Origin of the sequence: Corynebacterium ammoniagenes DSM 20306, assembly GCF_001941425.1 — a bacterium.
Lineage (GTDB): Bacteria > Actinomycetota > Actinomycetes > Mycobacteriales > Mycobacteriaceae > Corynebacterium > Corynebacterium ammoniagenes.
This window is the reverse complement of sequence record NZ_CP009244.1, coordinates 1431208-1446518: the sequence shown is the minus strand read 5'-3', so window position 1 is coordinate 1446518 and position 15311 is coordinate 1431208. Positions and strand designations below refer to the sequence as shown.

Annotated in this window: 13 protein-coding genes; 9 read left to right on the top strand and 4 right to left on the bottom strand. The window is 54.3% G+C overall.

Annotated elements, in window-relative coordinates:
* Positions 1-3: 3 nt before the first annotated feature.
* Together CAMM_RS06640 and CAMM_RS06635 are read left to right on the top strand one after the other, a co-directional pair.
* A complete protein-coding gene (locus CAMM_RS06640; protein ID WP_003845795.1) occupies positions 4-1137 on the top strand; it encodes a M24 family metallopeptidase in 1134 nt (377 codons plus the stop codon).
* Positions 1124-1903, top strand: coding sequence for an SDR family oxidoreductase (locus tag CAMM_RS06635; protein WP_003845794.1), 780 nt, complete (start codon positions 1124-1126; stop codon positions 1901-1903). Before CAMM_RS06640 ends, CAMM_RS06635 begins: the two co-directional genes overlap by 14 nt.
* 4 nt (positions 1904-1907) lie before the next feature.
* Here the strand turns inward: CAMM_RS06635 and CAMM_RS06630 are convergent, their stop codons facing one another.
* Positions 1908-2690, bottom strand: a complete 783-nt coding sequence (locus CAMM_RS06630) for a cobalamin biosynthesis protein CobG (RefSeq protein ID WP_003845792.1) — start codon at positions 2688-2690, stop codon at positions 1908-1910.
* Between the two features lie 83 nt (positions 2691-2773).
* Here CAMM_RS06630 and CAMM_RS06625 point away from each other — a divergent pair, with 83 nt between their 5' ends.
* The 4 genes from CAMM_RS06625 to CAMM_RS06610 all read left to right on the top strand — a co-directional run bounded on the left by CAMM_RS06625 (position 2774) and on the right by CAMM_RS06610 (position 7286).
* Positions 2774-3448 carry an FxsA family protein gene (locus tag CAMM_RS06625; RefSeq protein WP_040354555.1) on the top strand — a complete coding sequence of 225 codons (675 nt, stop codon included), beginning with the start codon at positions 2774-2776 and terminating at the stop codon, positions 3446-3448.
* Between the two features lie 63 nt (positions 3449-3511).
* On the top strand, positions 3512-5098 hold the full coding sequence (gene lnt, locus CAMM_RS06620; RefSeq protein WP_003845789.1) for an apolipoprotein N-acyltransferase: 1587 nt from the start codon (positions 3512-3514) through the stop codon (positions 5096-5098).
* Between the two features lie 80 nt (positions 5099-5178).
* A complete protein-coding gene (locus CAMM_RS06615; RefSeq protein ID WP_003845788.1) occupies positions 5179-6075 on the top strand; it encodes a polyprenol monophosphomannose synthase in 897 nt (298 codons plus the stop codon).
* Between the two features lie 35 nt (positions 6076-6110).
* Positions 6111-7286 carry an ABC transporter ATP-binding protein gene (locus tag CAMM_RS06610; protein ID WP_003845787.1) on the top strand — a complete coding sequence of 392 codons (1176 nt, stop codon included), beginning with the start codon at positions 6111-6113 and terminating at the stop codon, positions 7284-7286.
* 74 nt (positions 7287-7360) lie between these two features.
* Here CAMM_RS06610 and CAMM_RS06605 read toward each other — a convergent pair whose 3' ends face one another.
* On the bottom strand, positions 7361-7747 hold the full coding sequence (locus CAMM_RS06605; RefSeq protein WP_040354553.1) for an RNA polymerase-binding protein RbpA: 387 nt from the start codon (positions 7745-7747) through the stop codon (positions 7361-7363).
* A gap of 559 nt (positions 7748-8306) precedes the next feature.
* Between CAMM_RS06605 and CAMM_RS06595 the strand changes: the two genes are divergently transcribed.
* Positions 8307-9017, top strand: coding sequence for a YceI family protein (locus CAMM_RS06595; protein WP_003845781.1), 711 nt, complete (start codon positions 8307-8309; stop codon positions 9015-9017).
* A gap of 998 nt (positions 9018-10015) precedes the next feature.
* Positions 10016-11395 (top strand): MFS transporter, encoded by a 1380-nt coding sequence (locus tag CAMM_RS06585; protein ID WP_003845775.1) that lies wholly within the window; start codon positions 10016-10018, stop codon positions 11393-11395.
* Positions 11396-11506: 111 nt separating this feature from the next.
* Here the strand turns inward: CAMM_RS06585 and CAMM_RS06580 are convergent, their stop codons facing one another.
* On the bottom strand, positions 11507-12088 hold the full coding sequence (locus CAMM_RS06580; RefSeq protein WP_003845774.1) for an SRPBCC domain-containing protein: 582 nt from the start codon (positions 12086-12088) through the stop codon (positions 11507-11509).
* A gap of 259 nt (positions 12089-12347) precedes the next feature.
* Positions 12348-13640 (bottom strand): class I SAM-dependent methyltransferase, encoded by a 1293-nt coding sequence (locus tag CAMM_RS06575; protein ID WP_003845773.1) that lies wholly within the window; start codon positions 13638-13640, stop codon positions 12348-12350.
* A 237-nt stretch (positions 13641-13877) separates the two neighbouring features.
* On the opposite strand from CAMM_RS06575, the gene CAMM_RS06570 reads away from it, so the two are divergent.
* The gene (locus CAMM_RS06570; RefSeq protein ID WP_003845771.1) at positions 13878-15233 is read left to right on the top strand and encodes an NAD(P)/FAD-dependent oxidoreductase; all 1356 of its coding nucleotides are present in this window, start codon (positions 13878-13880) and stop codon (positions 15231-15233) included.
* The last annotated feature ends 78 nt before the right edge of the window (positions 15234-15311 follow it).

Sequence of the window (15311 nt, the reverse complement as noted above, 5' to 3'; positions counted from 1 at the left end):
ATCATGGCAAGTATGAGTTTATTGACGACGTTTGCACCTGAAATTTATGAACAGCGCTTGCAGCGCGCCCAGGAGATCACGAAGGCCGATGGAATTGACGCGGTCGTGGTCGCTACCGGTGAAGACTTCTTTTATCTCACCGGTTCCATGCTGTCCTCGCATGAGCGTTTGACCGCGCTCATCATCCCTGCGGAAGGAAAGCCGCAGCTTTTTGCACCAGGTACCGATATTTTGGACCTGAATCTGTCTCCGGTACCGGAACTCAACATCGAGGTGCATGGATGGAATGATGGCGATGATGTCTACGCCCAAGTAGCTGATGTCATTGGCCGTGATTCTGCGAAGGTAGCGGCAACCGCAGCGCTAACAGCAGATCACCTATTCCAGTTGCAGAACCTGCTCTCCGCACAATGGGTGCTGGCGAACACTGCGCTGGCGGAGCTATTTTCCTCCAAGGACCCGGCAGAGATTGATGAGCTGCGTAAGGCAGCGCAAGCCATCGATCGCGTACACGAACAGGTACCGGCACTGCTTCAACCAGGTCGCACCGAAAAAGAAGTGGCAGATGAGCTAACTGACTTGATCCTCCAAGAGCACGTGAGCGTGGACTTTGTCATCGTGGGCTCAATGGAAAATGGCGCTAATCCACACCACAGTTTCTCCGATCGCGTCATCAATGCAGGCGATCCCGTAGTCGTCGATATCGGCGGCACTTTGGCAAGCGGTTACCACTCCGACTGCACCCGCACCTATGTCGCCGGCGGAGACATCTCCCAAGCTCCCGAGGATTTCCTTAAGGCTTATCAGGTACTCAAGGATGCACAGCAGGCATCATTGGACTTTGCAAAGCCCGGGCGCACAGCGGAAGAAATTGATGCATCGTCACGCACCCCAATTACCCAGGCCGGGTACGGTGAATACTTCACTCACCGCCTTGGCCACGGCATTGGTTTAAGCGGGCATGAAGAGCCATTTATCATCGCGGGCAATGACTTGGTCATCCAGGAAAATATGGCGTTTTCCATCGAACCGGGAATTTATATTCCAGGCAAGTGGGGAATGCGTATCGAAGATATCGTCACCACCACCGCAGAGGGCATTGAGTCTTTGAACCAGGTGCCACGTGAGCTCCGCTAGGTCTGCCACAGGGCAGGGAGCTCTTCTTATTCTGGGCGGGCGCAGCGATATCGGCGGTGAGCTTGCGCGCAAGCTGTGCCCAGGGCGAGAGGTAGTGCTCGCTGCACGCGGCACACATGGCATGGATAATCTCTCGCACAAGCTTGAAGCTTTAGGCGCGACAAAGGTACACCAGATCGATTTTGATGCCGCGGCTATTGATTCTCACCGTGAGGTGGTCAATCACGCACGCCAGCTGGCGGGAGAAATCTCGTGCGCGGTGGTTGCCTTTGGCATCTTAGGAGAGCAAGAGCGGGCAGAAGAAGAGGAAGCCCACGCGGTGGAGATCGCCACGGTGGATTATCTGGCCCAGGTCTCCATGCTCACAGTGCTTTCCGATGCCATGGCGTCCGGATATATCATTGCCTTTTCTTCCATCGCGGGGTGGCGGGCTCGGCGCGCTAACTACGTCTACGGCTCCACGAAAGCCGGCTTGGATGCGTTCTGCCAGGGACTAGCCGATAAATTTGAACTCGATCGCGCAAAGGATCTAGCTCTGATTACGGCACGTCCCGGGTTTGTGATTGGTTCCATGACCGAAGGGATGAAGCCCGCGCCCATGTCCGTGACCCCGGAGATTGTTGCCGGGGCCATCGTCAAGGAGATACACAAGCAAGATGGTGCAAAACCACGAAGCAAAACTTTGTGGATCCCAGCTCAGCTAGCGCTGCTCGCATTTGTCATGCGGCTGGTGCCGCGGCCAATTTGGCGAAAGATGCCGCGGTAAATCCTTAGAGAAACGGCGAGTTCACATCGAAGATTAAACCTCGCGGTGCCAGCACGCGCACGACTACCTCAGCGTCGGCTTCCGCGAGGTCATGAAAGATAAGACCTTTCCAGGGCGTAATCGTAACGGGGACTTCCATGCGGCCTACGAGTTCTGCGATATCCGCGTGCATGACGCCTTGGTAAAGGCCTACGCCAAGTTCCACCCGCCCTTCGGGCATATGCTCGGCTAACCAGCCAATGGGCAGTTCGGTGGTGGGCAAGGTGGCATCGAAAAGCTCTGCGTCGTTGTTGGAGCCAAGCTTGTGAAGAAGCTGAGCTACCGCTTGCGGAGCCTCAGTGATGGTGGTGCTCAGTTCTTGCTCCGCTGTGCTCACCCGCACCTCGGAGGAGCTTTCGGCCAAATAAACACAGACGTCGAGGCCTTGGCTTTCGATGGTTCCATCCCCGGCATCGACGCCGACGACGAGATTTTCCGCCGCAGAATCCGGCACCGCGGTGCCGATGGAGTGCGCAAGTTGACGGGCACGTGCATTGAGTGGGGAAGCGACCACCCGGCACGACGATGTGTGCAAGGAGGTGGCGCTTAAACGCTCAACGGCCTGGTCGAGCTGGGTAATATTGCGCAATTCCACCGTGCTGTGCGCTGTCAGATACACGTTGGCATCAGCGAAAGCGCGAGCGGTCTCAGCCAATTCGAGCCAATCCTGCGAGCTAGTAATCCCACCTGCGGGGAAAAGACGAAGCGCGGTGGAATCGGAGTGGGTGGAAATAATTGGTCGTGGCATGCGCCAGATTCTACTACCTGGTGGCCAATACACAGCATGCGTACACGTCAACGCCAACCATAGCTTGTAGGATGGGCTCTATTATGCCGTTCATGCTTGTCTTATTCGTATATATCGTCCTAGAAGGCCTTGCCTTCGTCGGGGTGTCACAACTCATTGGTGTGGGCTGGACCTTATTGGTGCTGCTTGCGACCATGCTTTTCGGAATGACCATCGCCAGCTTGGAAGTACGCCGCATTATGCGCGGTAAAACCAAACGTACTGAGGATGGCTCAGTCATCATGGAAGATGCCACGCCTGGGCGTACTGCCGGCAATGTCGGATTGACCTTGGCCGGCGGCGTGCTCTTGTCTCTTCCCGGCTTTATCACCACCATTATTGGCGTCTTTCTCATCTTGCCGCCGACCCGCGCGCTGTTGCGCACTCTGCTATCCGCCAAGCTCTTTAAGTCTGTAGAAAATCTCGGCGTGCGTTTTTATGATGCCTCTCCGATGGCTGGTCAGCACGATAGCTACGGCAGCTTTGGAAATTTTGGCAATCCTGGTGGCCCAGCTGGCGGCTTTGGTGCCTCACGCGCTACTGGATCCCATCCCTCCGCGCAATCAACGGGTTCGCAGCCGGATAACCATGAAGTCATTGATGAAGAAGAAATCCGTAGTTGGACCGAGTCCATCTCCCCGGAAGATTTTCGATCTTCCAATGGTTCGCAAGGGTCTGATGACTCTGGCTCCGATGGTTCTTCACGCGGCGACAAGTAGGTGTGGAAGTTCGTTCCGAGCTTCGGTGCGAGCTGGACGGTTAGAAAGTGATAGTAATTAGTAGTGTTACTTTTGCTTCGCCTATTGCTCGCTGGCATTAGCGGCGCCGGCGTTTATTTCTCCTTTGAACCGCACGGCTACTGGTTCCTCGGGATCTTGGGGATCACCGGGCTGTATATTTCTTTCATGCCATGGCGTGGCAGCTTTCTTAGCGCTAAGTCCGGTGCGCTGGTCGCATTTGTGCATGCGCTGGTTTCTTACCTGCTGCTTTTGCCGTGGATCGGGGAGCTCGTCGGAGCGATGCCCTATATCGCGCTGGGCTTATTCTTAAGCTTGTATGCACTGCTCTTAGGCGTATTCGGGGTCTTTATCGCGCGCCTGCGCTTTGGTTTTCTCCTCTTTCCTAGCTTCTACCTCGCGGTGGAACTACTACGTTCGTCCGCACCATTTGGCGGATTTTCCTGGGTTCGCTTGGGCTGGGGACAAGTCGACGGCCCACTGGCGTGGCTTGCTGCGTGGGGTGGACCAGCATTGGTCACGGTCGCTGCGGCAACCGTGGGTACTAGCATCGCAGCTGTTCTATTCGGTACGGCGCCAATCGCTACCACACGGGTCGATACGCCTCGAAGCGCTCATGCTTCGCTTTTTCCGGATCGTGGAATACGTGGGGTAGCGCTCATTGCGGCACTAATTCCCTTCGGGCTGACCTATCTTGCTCACCTAGGAGTGAACAAGCCTCAGCACACCACGGAGACGCTTGATGTGGCTGCGATCCAGGGCAACGTGCCGCGTTTAGGGCTGGATTTTAATGCGCAGCGTCGCGCGGTATTAGAAAACCATGTCGATGTCACCAATGAGCTGGCAGCATCGGGTGAAGACGTCGATATTGTCTTGTGGCCCGAAAATTCCTCCGACGTCAATCCTTTTCGTGACCGTCAAGCGCGCGCTTTGATTCAGGAGGCTGTCGACTCCGTGGGCGTGCCGATTTTGGTGGGCACATTAACAGTCGATGAGGTCGGCGAGCGCAACACCATGCAGGTCTTTGACGAAAATGGTGAGCCAGGGGATTACCACCACAAGAAGTACCTGCAGCCCTTTGGCGAGACCATGCCATTGCGCGATATTTTGATCCACGTTTCGGACTACGTGGAACTCGCGGGTGATTTCAAACCCGGTGAAGGCCCCGGTGTCGTGAACATGGCAAACACGGTGGTGGGTGTGGCCACCTGCTACGAGGTTAGCTTCGACAACGCCTTTAGAACGTCCATTGATAACGGCGCGCAGATTCTCACCAGCCCAACCAATAATGCGACTTTCGGCTTTTCTGACATGACCTATCAGCAGCTAGCGATGAGCCGAATGCGCGCGATTGAAACAGACCGCGCGATGGTGGTTCCAGCGACCTCAGGCGTCTCCGCCATCGTGCAGCCTGACGGCACGGTCTCGCAGAGCACTGAGATATTCGAACCAGGGTACCTCGTAGAAGAGCTTCCACTGCGTGACTCCGTCACTTTTGCTGTGCGCTTCGGCTGGTGGATTCAACTCGTCCTAACCCTCTTCGGCGTGGCCGGGGCAGGGTATGCTTGGTGGGTAAAGCGTCAGCCGCGCCATGCAATGTCGGCCAAGTCTGCCGAAGCTTCTAGACTGTAGTGGTTAAGATCTTTTTAGGCCACGCCCATTCTTTCGTCGAATAAGGAGTACCAACGCCCGTGACTTCTCCACAGACCGTCATGTCTGACACCACCTTGGTGATCATCCCCACTTTTAATGAAATTGAAAACCTGCCGTTGATTACAAAACGCGTGCGTGAAGCAACGCCTGGGGTACACATTTTGATCGTGGATGATTCTTCTCCGGACGGCACTGGTGAGTTGGCAGATGAATACGCGAGCAAGGATGACCACATCCACGTCATCCACCGCCAGAGCAAAGACGGTCTGCTCGGCGCCTATATTGCGGGCTTTAAGTGGGGCCTGGAGCGCGAGTACCAAGTCCTGTGCGAAATGGATGCGGATGGCTCCCATGCTCCAGAACAGCTGCACTTGCTCTTAGAAGAGATTGCAGATGGCGCTGACCTCGTCATTGGCTCGCGCTACATACCTGGTGGGGAGACCGTGAATTGGCCAGCTTCGCGCGAGTACCTCTCTCGCCTGGGCAATATCTACATCTCCATGGCTTTGGGCGCTGGTTTGTCTGACATGACCGCTGGCTACCGCGCATTTCGCCGCGAGCTACTCGAGTCCATCGATTTTGATGAGCTCTCAGATGCCGGTTATATCTTCCAGGTCGATCTCGCATTCCGCGCGGTCAAAGACGGCTTTGATGTCCGCGAGGTACCAATCACCTTCACGGAGCGTGAATACGGTGAGTCCAAGTTGGACGGTTCCTTTGTGAAGGACTCGCTTTTTGAAGTCACCAAGTGGGGCGTTGAACACCGCAGCGAGCAAGCAAAAGATGCCGTGGAAGATATCACTCCCGTGGTTGCCCGCTTGGTGGAGGACACCGGCGTCACCAAGGTTCCTTCCAAGATCGGCAATGCCGCAACCTATGTTGGCAACTTAACAGAGGAGCTGTGGAAGGTCGCGAAATTCACGGTTCAAGAAAAGATCTCGGACGCAAAGCGCTAGGATTTTAGCAACCTCTATCTCTGATTAGGAACGTCATGGCTTACGTAGTTTTTGAGAACGCCACCTGCATTTATCCCGGGGCGGATAAACCTTCCGTAGACAAATTCGACCTAGACATCGTCGATGGCGAATTTTTAGTCTTGGTGGGCCCATCTGGTTGCGGTAAGTCCACGACATTGCGGATGCTCGCCGGGCTAGAGCAGGTCTCGGAGGGCTCTATTTCTATTGGTGGCAAAGACGTGACCAATACCGAGCCACGTGACCGTGATATTGCCATGGTGTTCCAAAACTATGCCTTGTACCCGCACATGTCCGTGCGCGACAATATGGGCTTTGCGCTCAAGATGGCGGGCAAGACCAAAGCAGAAATCAATGAGCGCGTCGAAGAGGCAGCAGAGACACTGGGGCTGACGGAGTTTTTGGACCGTAAGCCGAAAGCGCTGTCAGGTGGCCAGCGCCAGCGCGTAGCGATGGGACGTGCGATCGTACGTAGCCCGCAGGTCTTTTTGATGGACGAGCCTTTGTCCAACCTAGATGCGAAACTTCGCGTGCAAACCCGCACGCAGATCGCTGCCCTGCAGCGCAAACTCGGTGTGACCACCGTGTATGTCACCCATGACCAGACTGAAGCCTTGACCATGGGTGATCGCATCGCCGTGCTCAAGGATGGAAAGTTGCAACAGGTTGGCACGCCGCGAGAGCTTTACGATGCCCCGCGCAACACCTTCGTAGCCTCTTTCATCGGATCACCTGCGATGAATCTATCGACGTTTACCGTAGACTCCCAGGGCACCGCCAGCAATGGCACGGCACATATTCAATTGCCAGACCACACGCGGGCCGCGCTGCAAGCGTCAGGGGAATCGACAATAGTAGTCGGAATTCGCCCCGAGGGCTTTGAGCCCATCTCCAATCGGGATCAGCTGCCGGCGGATAGCCACGGGGTCATCGCATTTACCGTGGACTTCACTGAAGAACTCGGCAGCGACACCTACTTGTACGGCCACATGGCTGAGGGCAGCGCGGCATCGACAAGCAATCCTGCAAGCCCTGCTGCAAGCGTCGTTTCTGTTGCCACCAACAATGCGGCGGAAATCGTCATGCGTATCAGCGCTCAAGAGCATGTGGAAGTAGGAGAGACCATTTACGCGGCAGTTGCGGCCGGCGGGCTGCACCTTTTCTCATCGTCCAATGGTGAGCGTCTCAACTAATTGACCATAGAAAAAGGGTGGGCTTAACGGGTTTCTCCGTTAAGCCCACCCTTTAATTAATGCAGGACTAAAATCTACTTAGCGTTTTTAGCTTGTTCTTCCTGCTGTTCCTTCAGCATGCGCGCTGCGGAACGACGACGCTTACGAAGTGCGTCAATGCGCTGCTCGAGCAGTTCATCAAGCTCCTCGATGGAGCGACGCTCACGCAACATATCCCAGTGGGTACGTGGTGGCTTAACAGGCTTGGACTCAACGCCTTCGCCTTCTACCAAGGTGCCCCACTGGCCGTTCTTGCACAGCCATTCCTCAGGTACTTCTGCATCATGTGCGAAAGGAACTTCGTAGATCTCACCCGCTGCCGTGCGGTACTTGACCATCTGGCGGGGTGCGAGATCGTGGTCGCGGTCGGTTTCGTAGCTTACAGCGCCCATACGGCTGCCACGGAGTACGCGATCTGCCATTGCGACATCATCCTTTACATCTAGGGATAGGAGAGTGCGGGCAAGAACACCCACATGACCTTCTCATTAACAGAGCTATAAGTATAACGAACAAACGGCCCAATTTGTTCCCGGCCCCGCCAAAGACTCAAAGATCCCTGTGGATTAGACACCAGACGCCAACGCTGCGTGGCCTACGAGTTTCCGCAAACATGTACTAAGGTAGTGACAGTGATACATACGTCCGGTGGTAAAAGCGAGGAAGCGTCCTGCCTGAGGTGTGGTAAATCCATCATAAACCAGGGTAGAGGCAGGCCAAAGAAGTATTGCAGTCCGACATGTAAGCAACGGGCTTATGAAAAACGCGTGGCGCTTCGCAGTTTTTCGGACAACGACAAAGCCTTGATACTATCGCCTGAGCGTGCGGTTAATTTGCATGACGGGTTATTCGAACTTCGTTGTTCCGCCGAAGATATAGCCACCGCCGTGCAGGAAGAAGCACCGGCATCTGAGATACGGTCATTGGTCGAAGAATTGGTAGGCATCGCCCGCCGAGTGGAAGAGTTGAGATAGAAACCTAATGTTGAAAAAGATTTTCTACAACCGCAAGATCATGGTCCCAATTTTCATTGTGATCATCGTGGGTCTTACGCTTGTAGCGTTCGCACCGATGTTGTATTCAATTTTTACCGGTCCGGGTGTTACTACCGAACCCATCAACGCTGACAAGACCGAACCTGCGTCAACTGACCTGGATGGTAACTGGGAAGTTGTCAAAGGGAACCCATCTAACTACACCTCAGTTGGTTTTACCTTTGCGGAGATTCTTCCTGCGGAGGAAACTGTGACCTCAGGTTCAACCAATAATGTTTCCGGACAAGCAGAAATCTCAGATGGCACGGTGAACTCAGCACATATCACGGTCGACATGGACGAGCTCACGACTGACAAGCAGGTTCGTGATCAGAACATGAAGACCAAGCTCTTTGAGACCGCTCAATATCCTGAAGCAACCTTTGAGCTTACTGAGCCAGTTGATATCAGCAGCCTGCCCGAAGACGGCAGCTTAGGCGATGTCGAGCTGACTGGCGACTTGACCATCAAGGGTGAGACCAAGTCCGTCACTGAAACATTCCAAGCTGCGCGCGATGGCGAGACTATCTTGCTCGGCGGGAACATTCCCATTAACCGCCTGGACTTCAACGTCATCACGCCCGATATGATCGCCGCCAAGATTGCTGAAGAAGGTACCGTCGATATTCGGCTCACGATGATCAAAAACGAAGACTAGATCGCACGTTAGCCAAAAGCGAGTAATCACCCCTAATAACGTCACAGTGACGTTATTAGGGGTTTATACGTACATAGAGCTGTTTCGCCATATTCGGCACAGCAGCTACGGTAGCGGTTTGAAGGCGCGCCGAAACGGCCTCGCATGCATTAATCGGACACCGATAGAACATCGGCAGCACAGAGCTTAAATGAATTCCGCAGGAAGTCCGTGAGTGTCAACGATAGACGATCCAGTCGAACTGCCGATAGAGTTCATGGCAGAGTTCGCGCAACAAGACGAACAAAGAGCTGCAGCGTCACACGACGTGAATGTGAGTCCAGGCGGAAGGCTAAGCGCGCACATTGCAATGGCGGTAAATGGCAGGCAGGTGCCGAACATCGAATCGTACAGCACATAAGCAGCGTTCGAGATAGATGATATTCAATGCCCCTTTTGTCCGATAATGTACATTATGTCATTTTACATTTGGATGGTGCTCCCCTTAAAGCTTTGCGCCATGACCTTAATCCACCCAGCCCGCCATATCTGTCATATCCATCAATCTAGGATCGTGAACCCTCCTCATGCCTTGCCTGATCACCCGGCCTATTGCGACCGTAACGTCTGGTCGCTCGGCTTAGGTTGCCTGAACTAGGTCGTAGATTATCGCCAGCCCTATGGAAGCCCTAGTCGTTTCACCTTATGGAATGTCGGTTGGAGGATTATCCCCCATTGTAGACTCGTGAAGCTTTCGCACCGTTTGCCGTTGGTTCGATGCATCTACATGATGATATGGCGCCATATGGCGGTAATAGTCCGCAATAGATCCGATGGGTCTGTATACAGCGTTGATTTATGAACTGAAACGCGTTAACCTAAAAGTCTCACTAAGTGGAATATGATTGTCACGTGGTGAGAAAGTTATCTTTATGACGAAATATTAGAGCATGCGCTCAGCGTGCCTTTATAGCGCGCATGTCCCATCATCGGAAATATCTATTAGAAAGTGCCGTAGTATGACTACTTCAGTGTTCCAAGACGGCAACACGCCAGCTGCTGGCTCGGTAGCGCCGAAACTGACTGCCAAAGACCGCCGTCGCGTGGCTTTTGCATCAACCATCGGCACCACCATTGAGTTTTATGACTTCTATATCTACGCCACTGCGGCTGTAGCTGTCTTCCCGCTACTCTTCTTCCCTGCCACTGAGAACCCGACGGTAGCATTGCTGCAGTCGTTTGCGACCTTTGGTTTGGCGTTCGTGGCTCGGCCGCTGGGATCGGTGATCTTTGGCCACTTCGGCGACCGCATCGGGCGCAAGGCGACCCTGGTGGGTGCTTTGCTGACCATGGGCATTGCCACGTTCATCATCGGCCTGTTGCCTACGTATGCCACGGCAGGCATCATTGCGCCGGCGCTATTGGCGCTCATGCGCTTTTGCCAGGGCTTGGGCTTAGGCGGCGAATGGTCGGGCGCGGCACTGCTGGCTTCTGAGACTGCGGAAGAAGGCAAGCGCGCGTCCGCGGCAATGTGGCCGCAGTTCGGTGCGCCTTTCGGTTTCTTCCTGGCCAATGGCTTGTTCCTCATCCTGGTTTCGGCACTGGGCTATACCCGTGGTGATACCACCGGCCCATTTATGGAATGGGGCTGGCGCATTCCATTCCTTGCGTCCGCGGTGATGGTCCTCATCGGTCTGTACGTCCGTTTGAAGCTGGAAGAAACCCCGGTTTTCCAAAATGCGGTAGATCAGGGCAAGAAGGTCAAGGCACCAGTAACCGAGGTCTTTAAGGTCGCCGCCAAGCCAATGTTTATCGGCACCTTCGTCATGGTCGGTTGCTATACCCTGTTCTACCTGGTTACCACCTGGATCCTGTCCTTCGGTATCGGTGATCCATCCCAGGGCCTGGGACTGGGCATCGCCTACACCGACTTCCTGGAAATCCAGTTGATCTCTATCTTCGCTTTCATCGTCGGCATTCCAGTGTCGTCCATCTTGGCGGACAAAGTCGGACGTAAGCCAATCTTGGCAACGGTCTCTGCGCTGATCATCGTCTTTGGCTTTACGTTTACCCAATTCTTACCCATTGATTCGGCAACCGAAGGTTCCGTGCTGCTCTTTTTGACCATCGGCATGTTCTTGATGGGTCTGATCTTTGGCCCGATGTCCGCGGTCTTGCCAGAGCTGTTCCCTACTAACGTTCGCTACACCGGCTCCGGTATCTCTTACAACGTCTCCTCCATTTTGGGTGCGGCCATCGCGCCGTTTATTGCCACCTGGTTGGTTGCAGAAGTTGGCGTCCACGCAGTGGGCATCTACCTGGCCATCGTGTCCGCGATTTCGTTGATTGCCGTCTTGTCCATGAAGGAATTGTCGAAGCACGACCTCAACGAGGTCTAAAGCTTGCGGGTTAGTCCCGCTACCCCACCACAACAATAAAAATCCCACCCAGACCTAGTGATTCGTTGGTCTGGGTGGGATTATGTATTTATGTAATTATACCCTCAATTGCTAGCGCAGCGTAGCCGCGCCACTGTAGTGCTCGATTTGTGAGGAGTAATTAGCCAGGCGCACATCATTGATATTGCCGCCGTCCAGCGCAATCTCAAGGCGGTCTAAAATCAGCTCCCACTTCGGGGCGATAAGCCCGAGCTGGTCTTCAACGCCCTCAACGCTGTGGTGGAACTCCAGATAGGTCTGACCATTTTCCTCAGCCAGGTAAAAACGCAGCTTGAGGTCATGTCCTTGGTGGTCATTGACATCCAAGTGCAGGTAGTGAGGTGGCATGGACTCAGCGATGGTCACATCATAGCTGGATTCAATATCCTCAGAAACCATGGTCATGTGCGATGGGTTATCCATGGTGTGGCAGTGGCCAAACCAGCGCGAGATGCGCGCGGCATCAGCCAAGTAACCCCACACAACTTGCGGAGCTTGTGGCAGCTCGCGCGAAATAACGATCTGACGTCCGTTGTCAGTCTCTTCGATATCACCGGTTGGCTCGAAGTTCTCGACATCGAGTGCATCCCTTGCATCCGCGAGAGCTACGGAAGTTCCGCCGCCCTTGCGCTGCGAAGCACGCTTTTCAGACACTTAAACAGTCTCCTTAAGTAGATACTGCATTTTGGTATTGATGAGATAGAAACTCGAATATCTTTTATGGACTTGACCGCAAGACAATCAAGGACCAAGAAAGGGCCCATTAGCAGTTAATAGACCCTTAAAAAGAACGTTTGCTTTTAAGCAACTCACAACAATAGCCCTCCTTTTTCAGAAGGTGGTAACGAAAATGTACTTCACCCCCGATTGGAGGGGGCAAAAGTTATTCTCACCAGCGGTTTTGATCCCAATTCTAGCGCTTTCCACCGCGGTGACGATGGGTGGCGGCAAACGCTACGGAATCAATCATGCCTAAGGCCAGCAGGGCCTCACGCAAGGCGAATTGATAAGACCACAAACGGCGAAATACCTGGTCAAAGCCAGCCGCTGCAGCCTCCCGGAGTCGGCCATCAAAGAAAGAACGCTCGTATTGCAGTGACGCTTTATAGTGCGTTCCCAGGTGCAGGTGCTCTACTACGCGCAGCCCGGAATGCCGTTCAACGAGCTTATGGACGTCTTCGACAGAAGGCAGCTCCATTCCTGGCCAAATATAAGCGCGCAGCGGTTGCATAGCGTTGCGCCCCGCCTTTGTCATCGTCTCCGTAGCCACCATCGATTGCAGCACCACACGCCCGGTTCCAACGAGCAGCCTGCCGAGAGCTTCGATAAAAGCTTGGCGTTGTTTGGGGCTTAAAGCTTCGAGCTTTTCGATGCTTACAATCGCCTCATACCTACTGCGCAATTCCGTGCGGTTCGGAATTCCTTTTTGCAGCGGAATGCACGCCACGGAGTCTTCGACGCCTTCTAAGACCAATTGCTCATGCAGGTATTTCAAGTGGGCATCGTCAGCTGAGGCAATATCTACCGTGGCTCGCCGCGCTGCGGCCTGCACTCCTACCTGGGCACCCGAGGCCGGATAGACCAGCATGTGCGTGCCCACTCCGGTTTTGGTAAGGTCACACAGCTCATTAGCCCAGCGACGCTGCGCATCTCCTAAATCTTCACGGTCCACGGTGTCATCAGGTTCGTGCACGGTGGTGACATCAACAAAGTGTGGCTTTTTCGCGCCCGGTCCACGGGTAAAAGACTCCCATGACTCGCGGACCGTAGTCGGCACCCCGGAGGTAAATAGTCCGCCGTGATGGCTCAGCCCATCACCGGAATACAAACTGACTAGATCTCCGGGAAGTTCGCCGCCGAAAGATTCAGAAATAGGAACAGGCTTCGTGGCCGGGTTGTAACCAACTTCCAGGAGCCGAGTGAGCACTTTAACCAAAGTCGAAGAATCTGGCGTAGACCACTCTCCTGCCATGTAGGACTCTGCGACCCCTAGCCATCCGCTGTGTGCAATCCGCGCGAATAAGGCGTCGTGATGCACAACGAGATCCGGCTCGCCTTCCAATGAAAGCCCAGCACTCGAGCATGCCCTAGCAAACTCTGCTTCTGCGCGGCGTGCGCGGGCTGCGGTTAGAATTCCGCTGGGACAGGTGGCAATTCCGGGCCATTGCTCAGCGTCAATGCTAGACAAATGTTGGTTTGCGGCCATTTCTGCCTTTCTAATCCCTGAGGAAACATTAGGGATACCCCCAGCGGAATCCTCGACAACGAACTATCGTTTAATTCAACGTCCGATATTAGTGATTAATCGCTGGGTTTAATATCAGGCTGGCCGCATAAGTGGTGAGCCACAGGGATTAACAACTAGTCTTTCAGCCTTTTCGGATCTAGACTATTTACGTCGAAAAATTACTTATTATTTCTATAGGAAGGGTGCTCCTTCGCAATGACTGATGCTCCATTTCGTCCAACCGGTGGCCGCCACCACGTCGTGATCGTCGGTGCGGGCATGGGCGGGCTTGCTGCCGCACAAAAGCTCAAGGGTGACAACGTTGATGTCACCTTGATTGACATGAAAAACCACCACTTGTTCCAGCCGATGCTGTACCAGGTGGCCACCGGCATGATTTCTGCTGGCGAAATTGCGCCGTCTGTGCGTCAGCTTTTGCGTAACCAGGACAATGCCAACTTCGTCAACGCCGAAGTAACTGATATTGACCTCAAGGCTCAGACCGTGACTGCAGTCAATGATGAGTTCACTCGCGTCTTTGAGTACGACTCCCTAATCCTTGCTGCTGGCTCTGGCCAGTCCTACTTCGGCAATGACCACTTCGCAGAGTTCGCACCTGGCATGAAGTCTTTGGACGATGCTTTGGAGCTTCGCTCACGCATCATTGGAGCATTCGAAAAGGCTGAGATGACTGATGATCCAAAAGAGCGCGAGCGTCTTTTGACCTTCATCATCGTTGGTGCTGGTCCGACCGGTGTGGAGCTGACCGGCCAAATCGCAGAGCTGGCAAACCGCACCCTGACCGATGTGTACTCCAACTACTCCACTTCGACCGCGAAGATCTACCTCTTGGATGGTGCACCTCAGGTTCTGCCTCCATTTGGCAAGCGTTTGGGCCGCAAGTCCCAGCGTGCCCTGGAAAAGCTCGGTGTTGATGTCCGCCTCAACGCCATGGTTTCGAATGTCACGGAAGAATCTGTCACCTACAAAAACACCAAGGACGACTCGGAGCACACCCTCACCGGTGCAACCAAGATCTGGTCCGCTGGTGTGGCTGCTTCCCCACTGGCACGTCTCATCGGTGAGCAGGCGGGCGTCGAGGTCGACCGTGCTGGCCGCGTGTCCACCAACGACGACCTGACTGTTGGCGAATACTCCAACGTCTACGCCATCGGCGACCTCATGGGCCTGAAGCGTCTGCCAGGCTTGGCACAGGTTGCCATGCAGGGTGGCGCTCACGCCGCGAAGTTGATTGGCGCCAAGGTTGATGAAGAATCGACCGTCAATGAAAACGAAGCTTTCGACTACTTCGACAAGGGCACCATGGCCATCATTTCCCGCGGCTACGCCGTGGTCAAGATGGGCAAGACCGAAATGACCGGCTTCATCGGCTGGTTGGCGTGGTTGGGCCTGCACATCACCTACGTCAAGGGCTTCCGCAACCGTTTGGTCTCTCTCATCAACTGGGTAGAGAACTTCTTCACCCGCTCGCGCGGCAACGTGGAGATTACCAAGCAGCAGGCTTATGCCCGCAACATCATTGATAACTCCAAAAAGCAAGAAGTGAAATAAGACTTCACTACTTCACCAAGCGAAGCGCCCGTAACCACTTTCCTTAGCGGTTACGGGCGCTTCGCTGTGTCTATTTCA

Excerpts from the sequence above, each read along its gene's own strand:
- CAMM_RS06585 (WP_003845775.1), top strand. The coding sequence starts at position 10,016 with ATGACTACTTCAGTGTTCCAAGACGGCAACACGCCAGCTGCTGGCTCG.
- CAMM_RS06640 (WP_003845795.1), top strand. The coding sequence starts at position 4 with ATGGCAAGTATGAGTTTATTGACGACGTTTGCACCTGAAATTTATGAA.
- CAMM_RS06615 (WP_003845788.1), top strand. The coding sequence starts at position 5,179 with ATGTCTGACACCACCTTGGTGATCATCCCCACTTTTAATGAAATTGAA.
- CAMM_RS06595 (WP_003845781.1), top strand. The coding sequence starts at position 8,307 with ATGTTGAAAAAGATTTTCTACAACCGCAAGATCATGGTCCCAATTTTC.
- CAMM_RS06605 (WP_040354553.1), bottom strand. The coding sequence starts at position 7,747 with ATGGCAGATCGCGTACTCCGTGGCAGCCGTATGGGCGCTGTAAGCTAC.
- CAMM_RS06610 (WP_003845787.1), top strand. The coding sequence starts at position 6,111 with ATGGCTTACGTAGTTTTTGAGAACGCCACCTGCATTTATCCCGGGGCG.
- CAMM_RS06630 (WP_003845792.1), bottom strand. The coding sequence starts at position 2,690 with ATGCCACGACCAATTATTTCCACCCACTCCGATTCCACCGCGCTTCGT.
- CAMM_RS06575 (WP_003845773.1), bottom strand. The coding sequence starts at position 13,640 with ATGGCCGCAAACCAACATTTGTCTAGCATTGACGCTGAGCAATGGCCC.
- CAMM_RS06570 (WP_003845771.1), top strand. The coding sequence starts at position 13,878 with ATGACTGATGCTCCATTTCGTCCAACCGGTGGCCGCCACCACGTCGTG.
- CAMM_RS06625 (WP_040354555.1), top strand. The coding sequence starts at position 2,774 with ATGCCGTTCATGCTTGTCTTATTCGTATATATCGTCCTAGAAGGCCTT.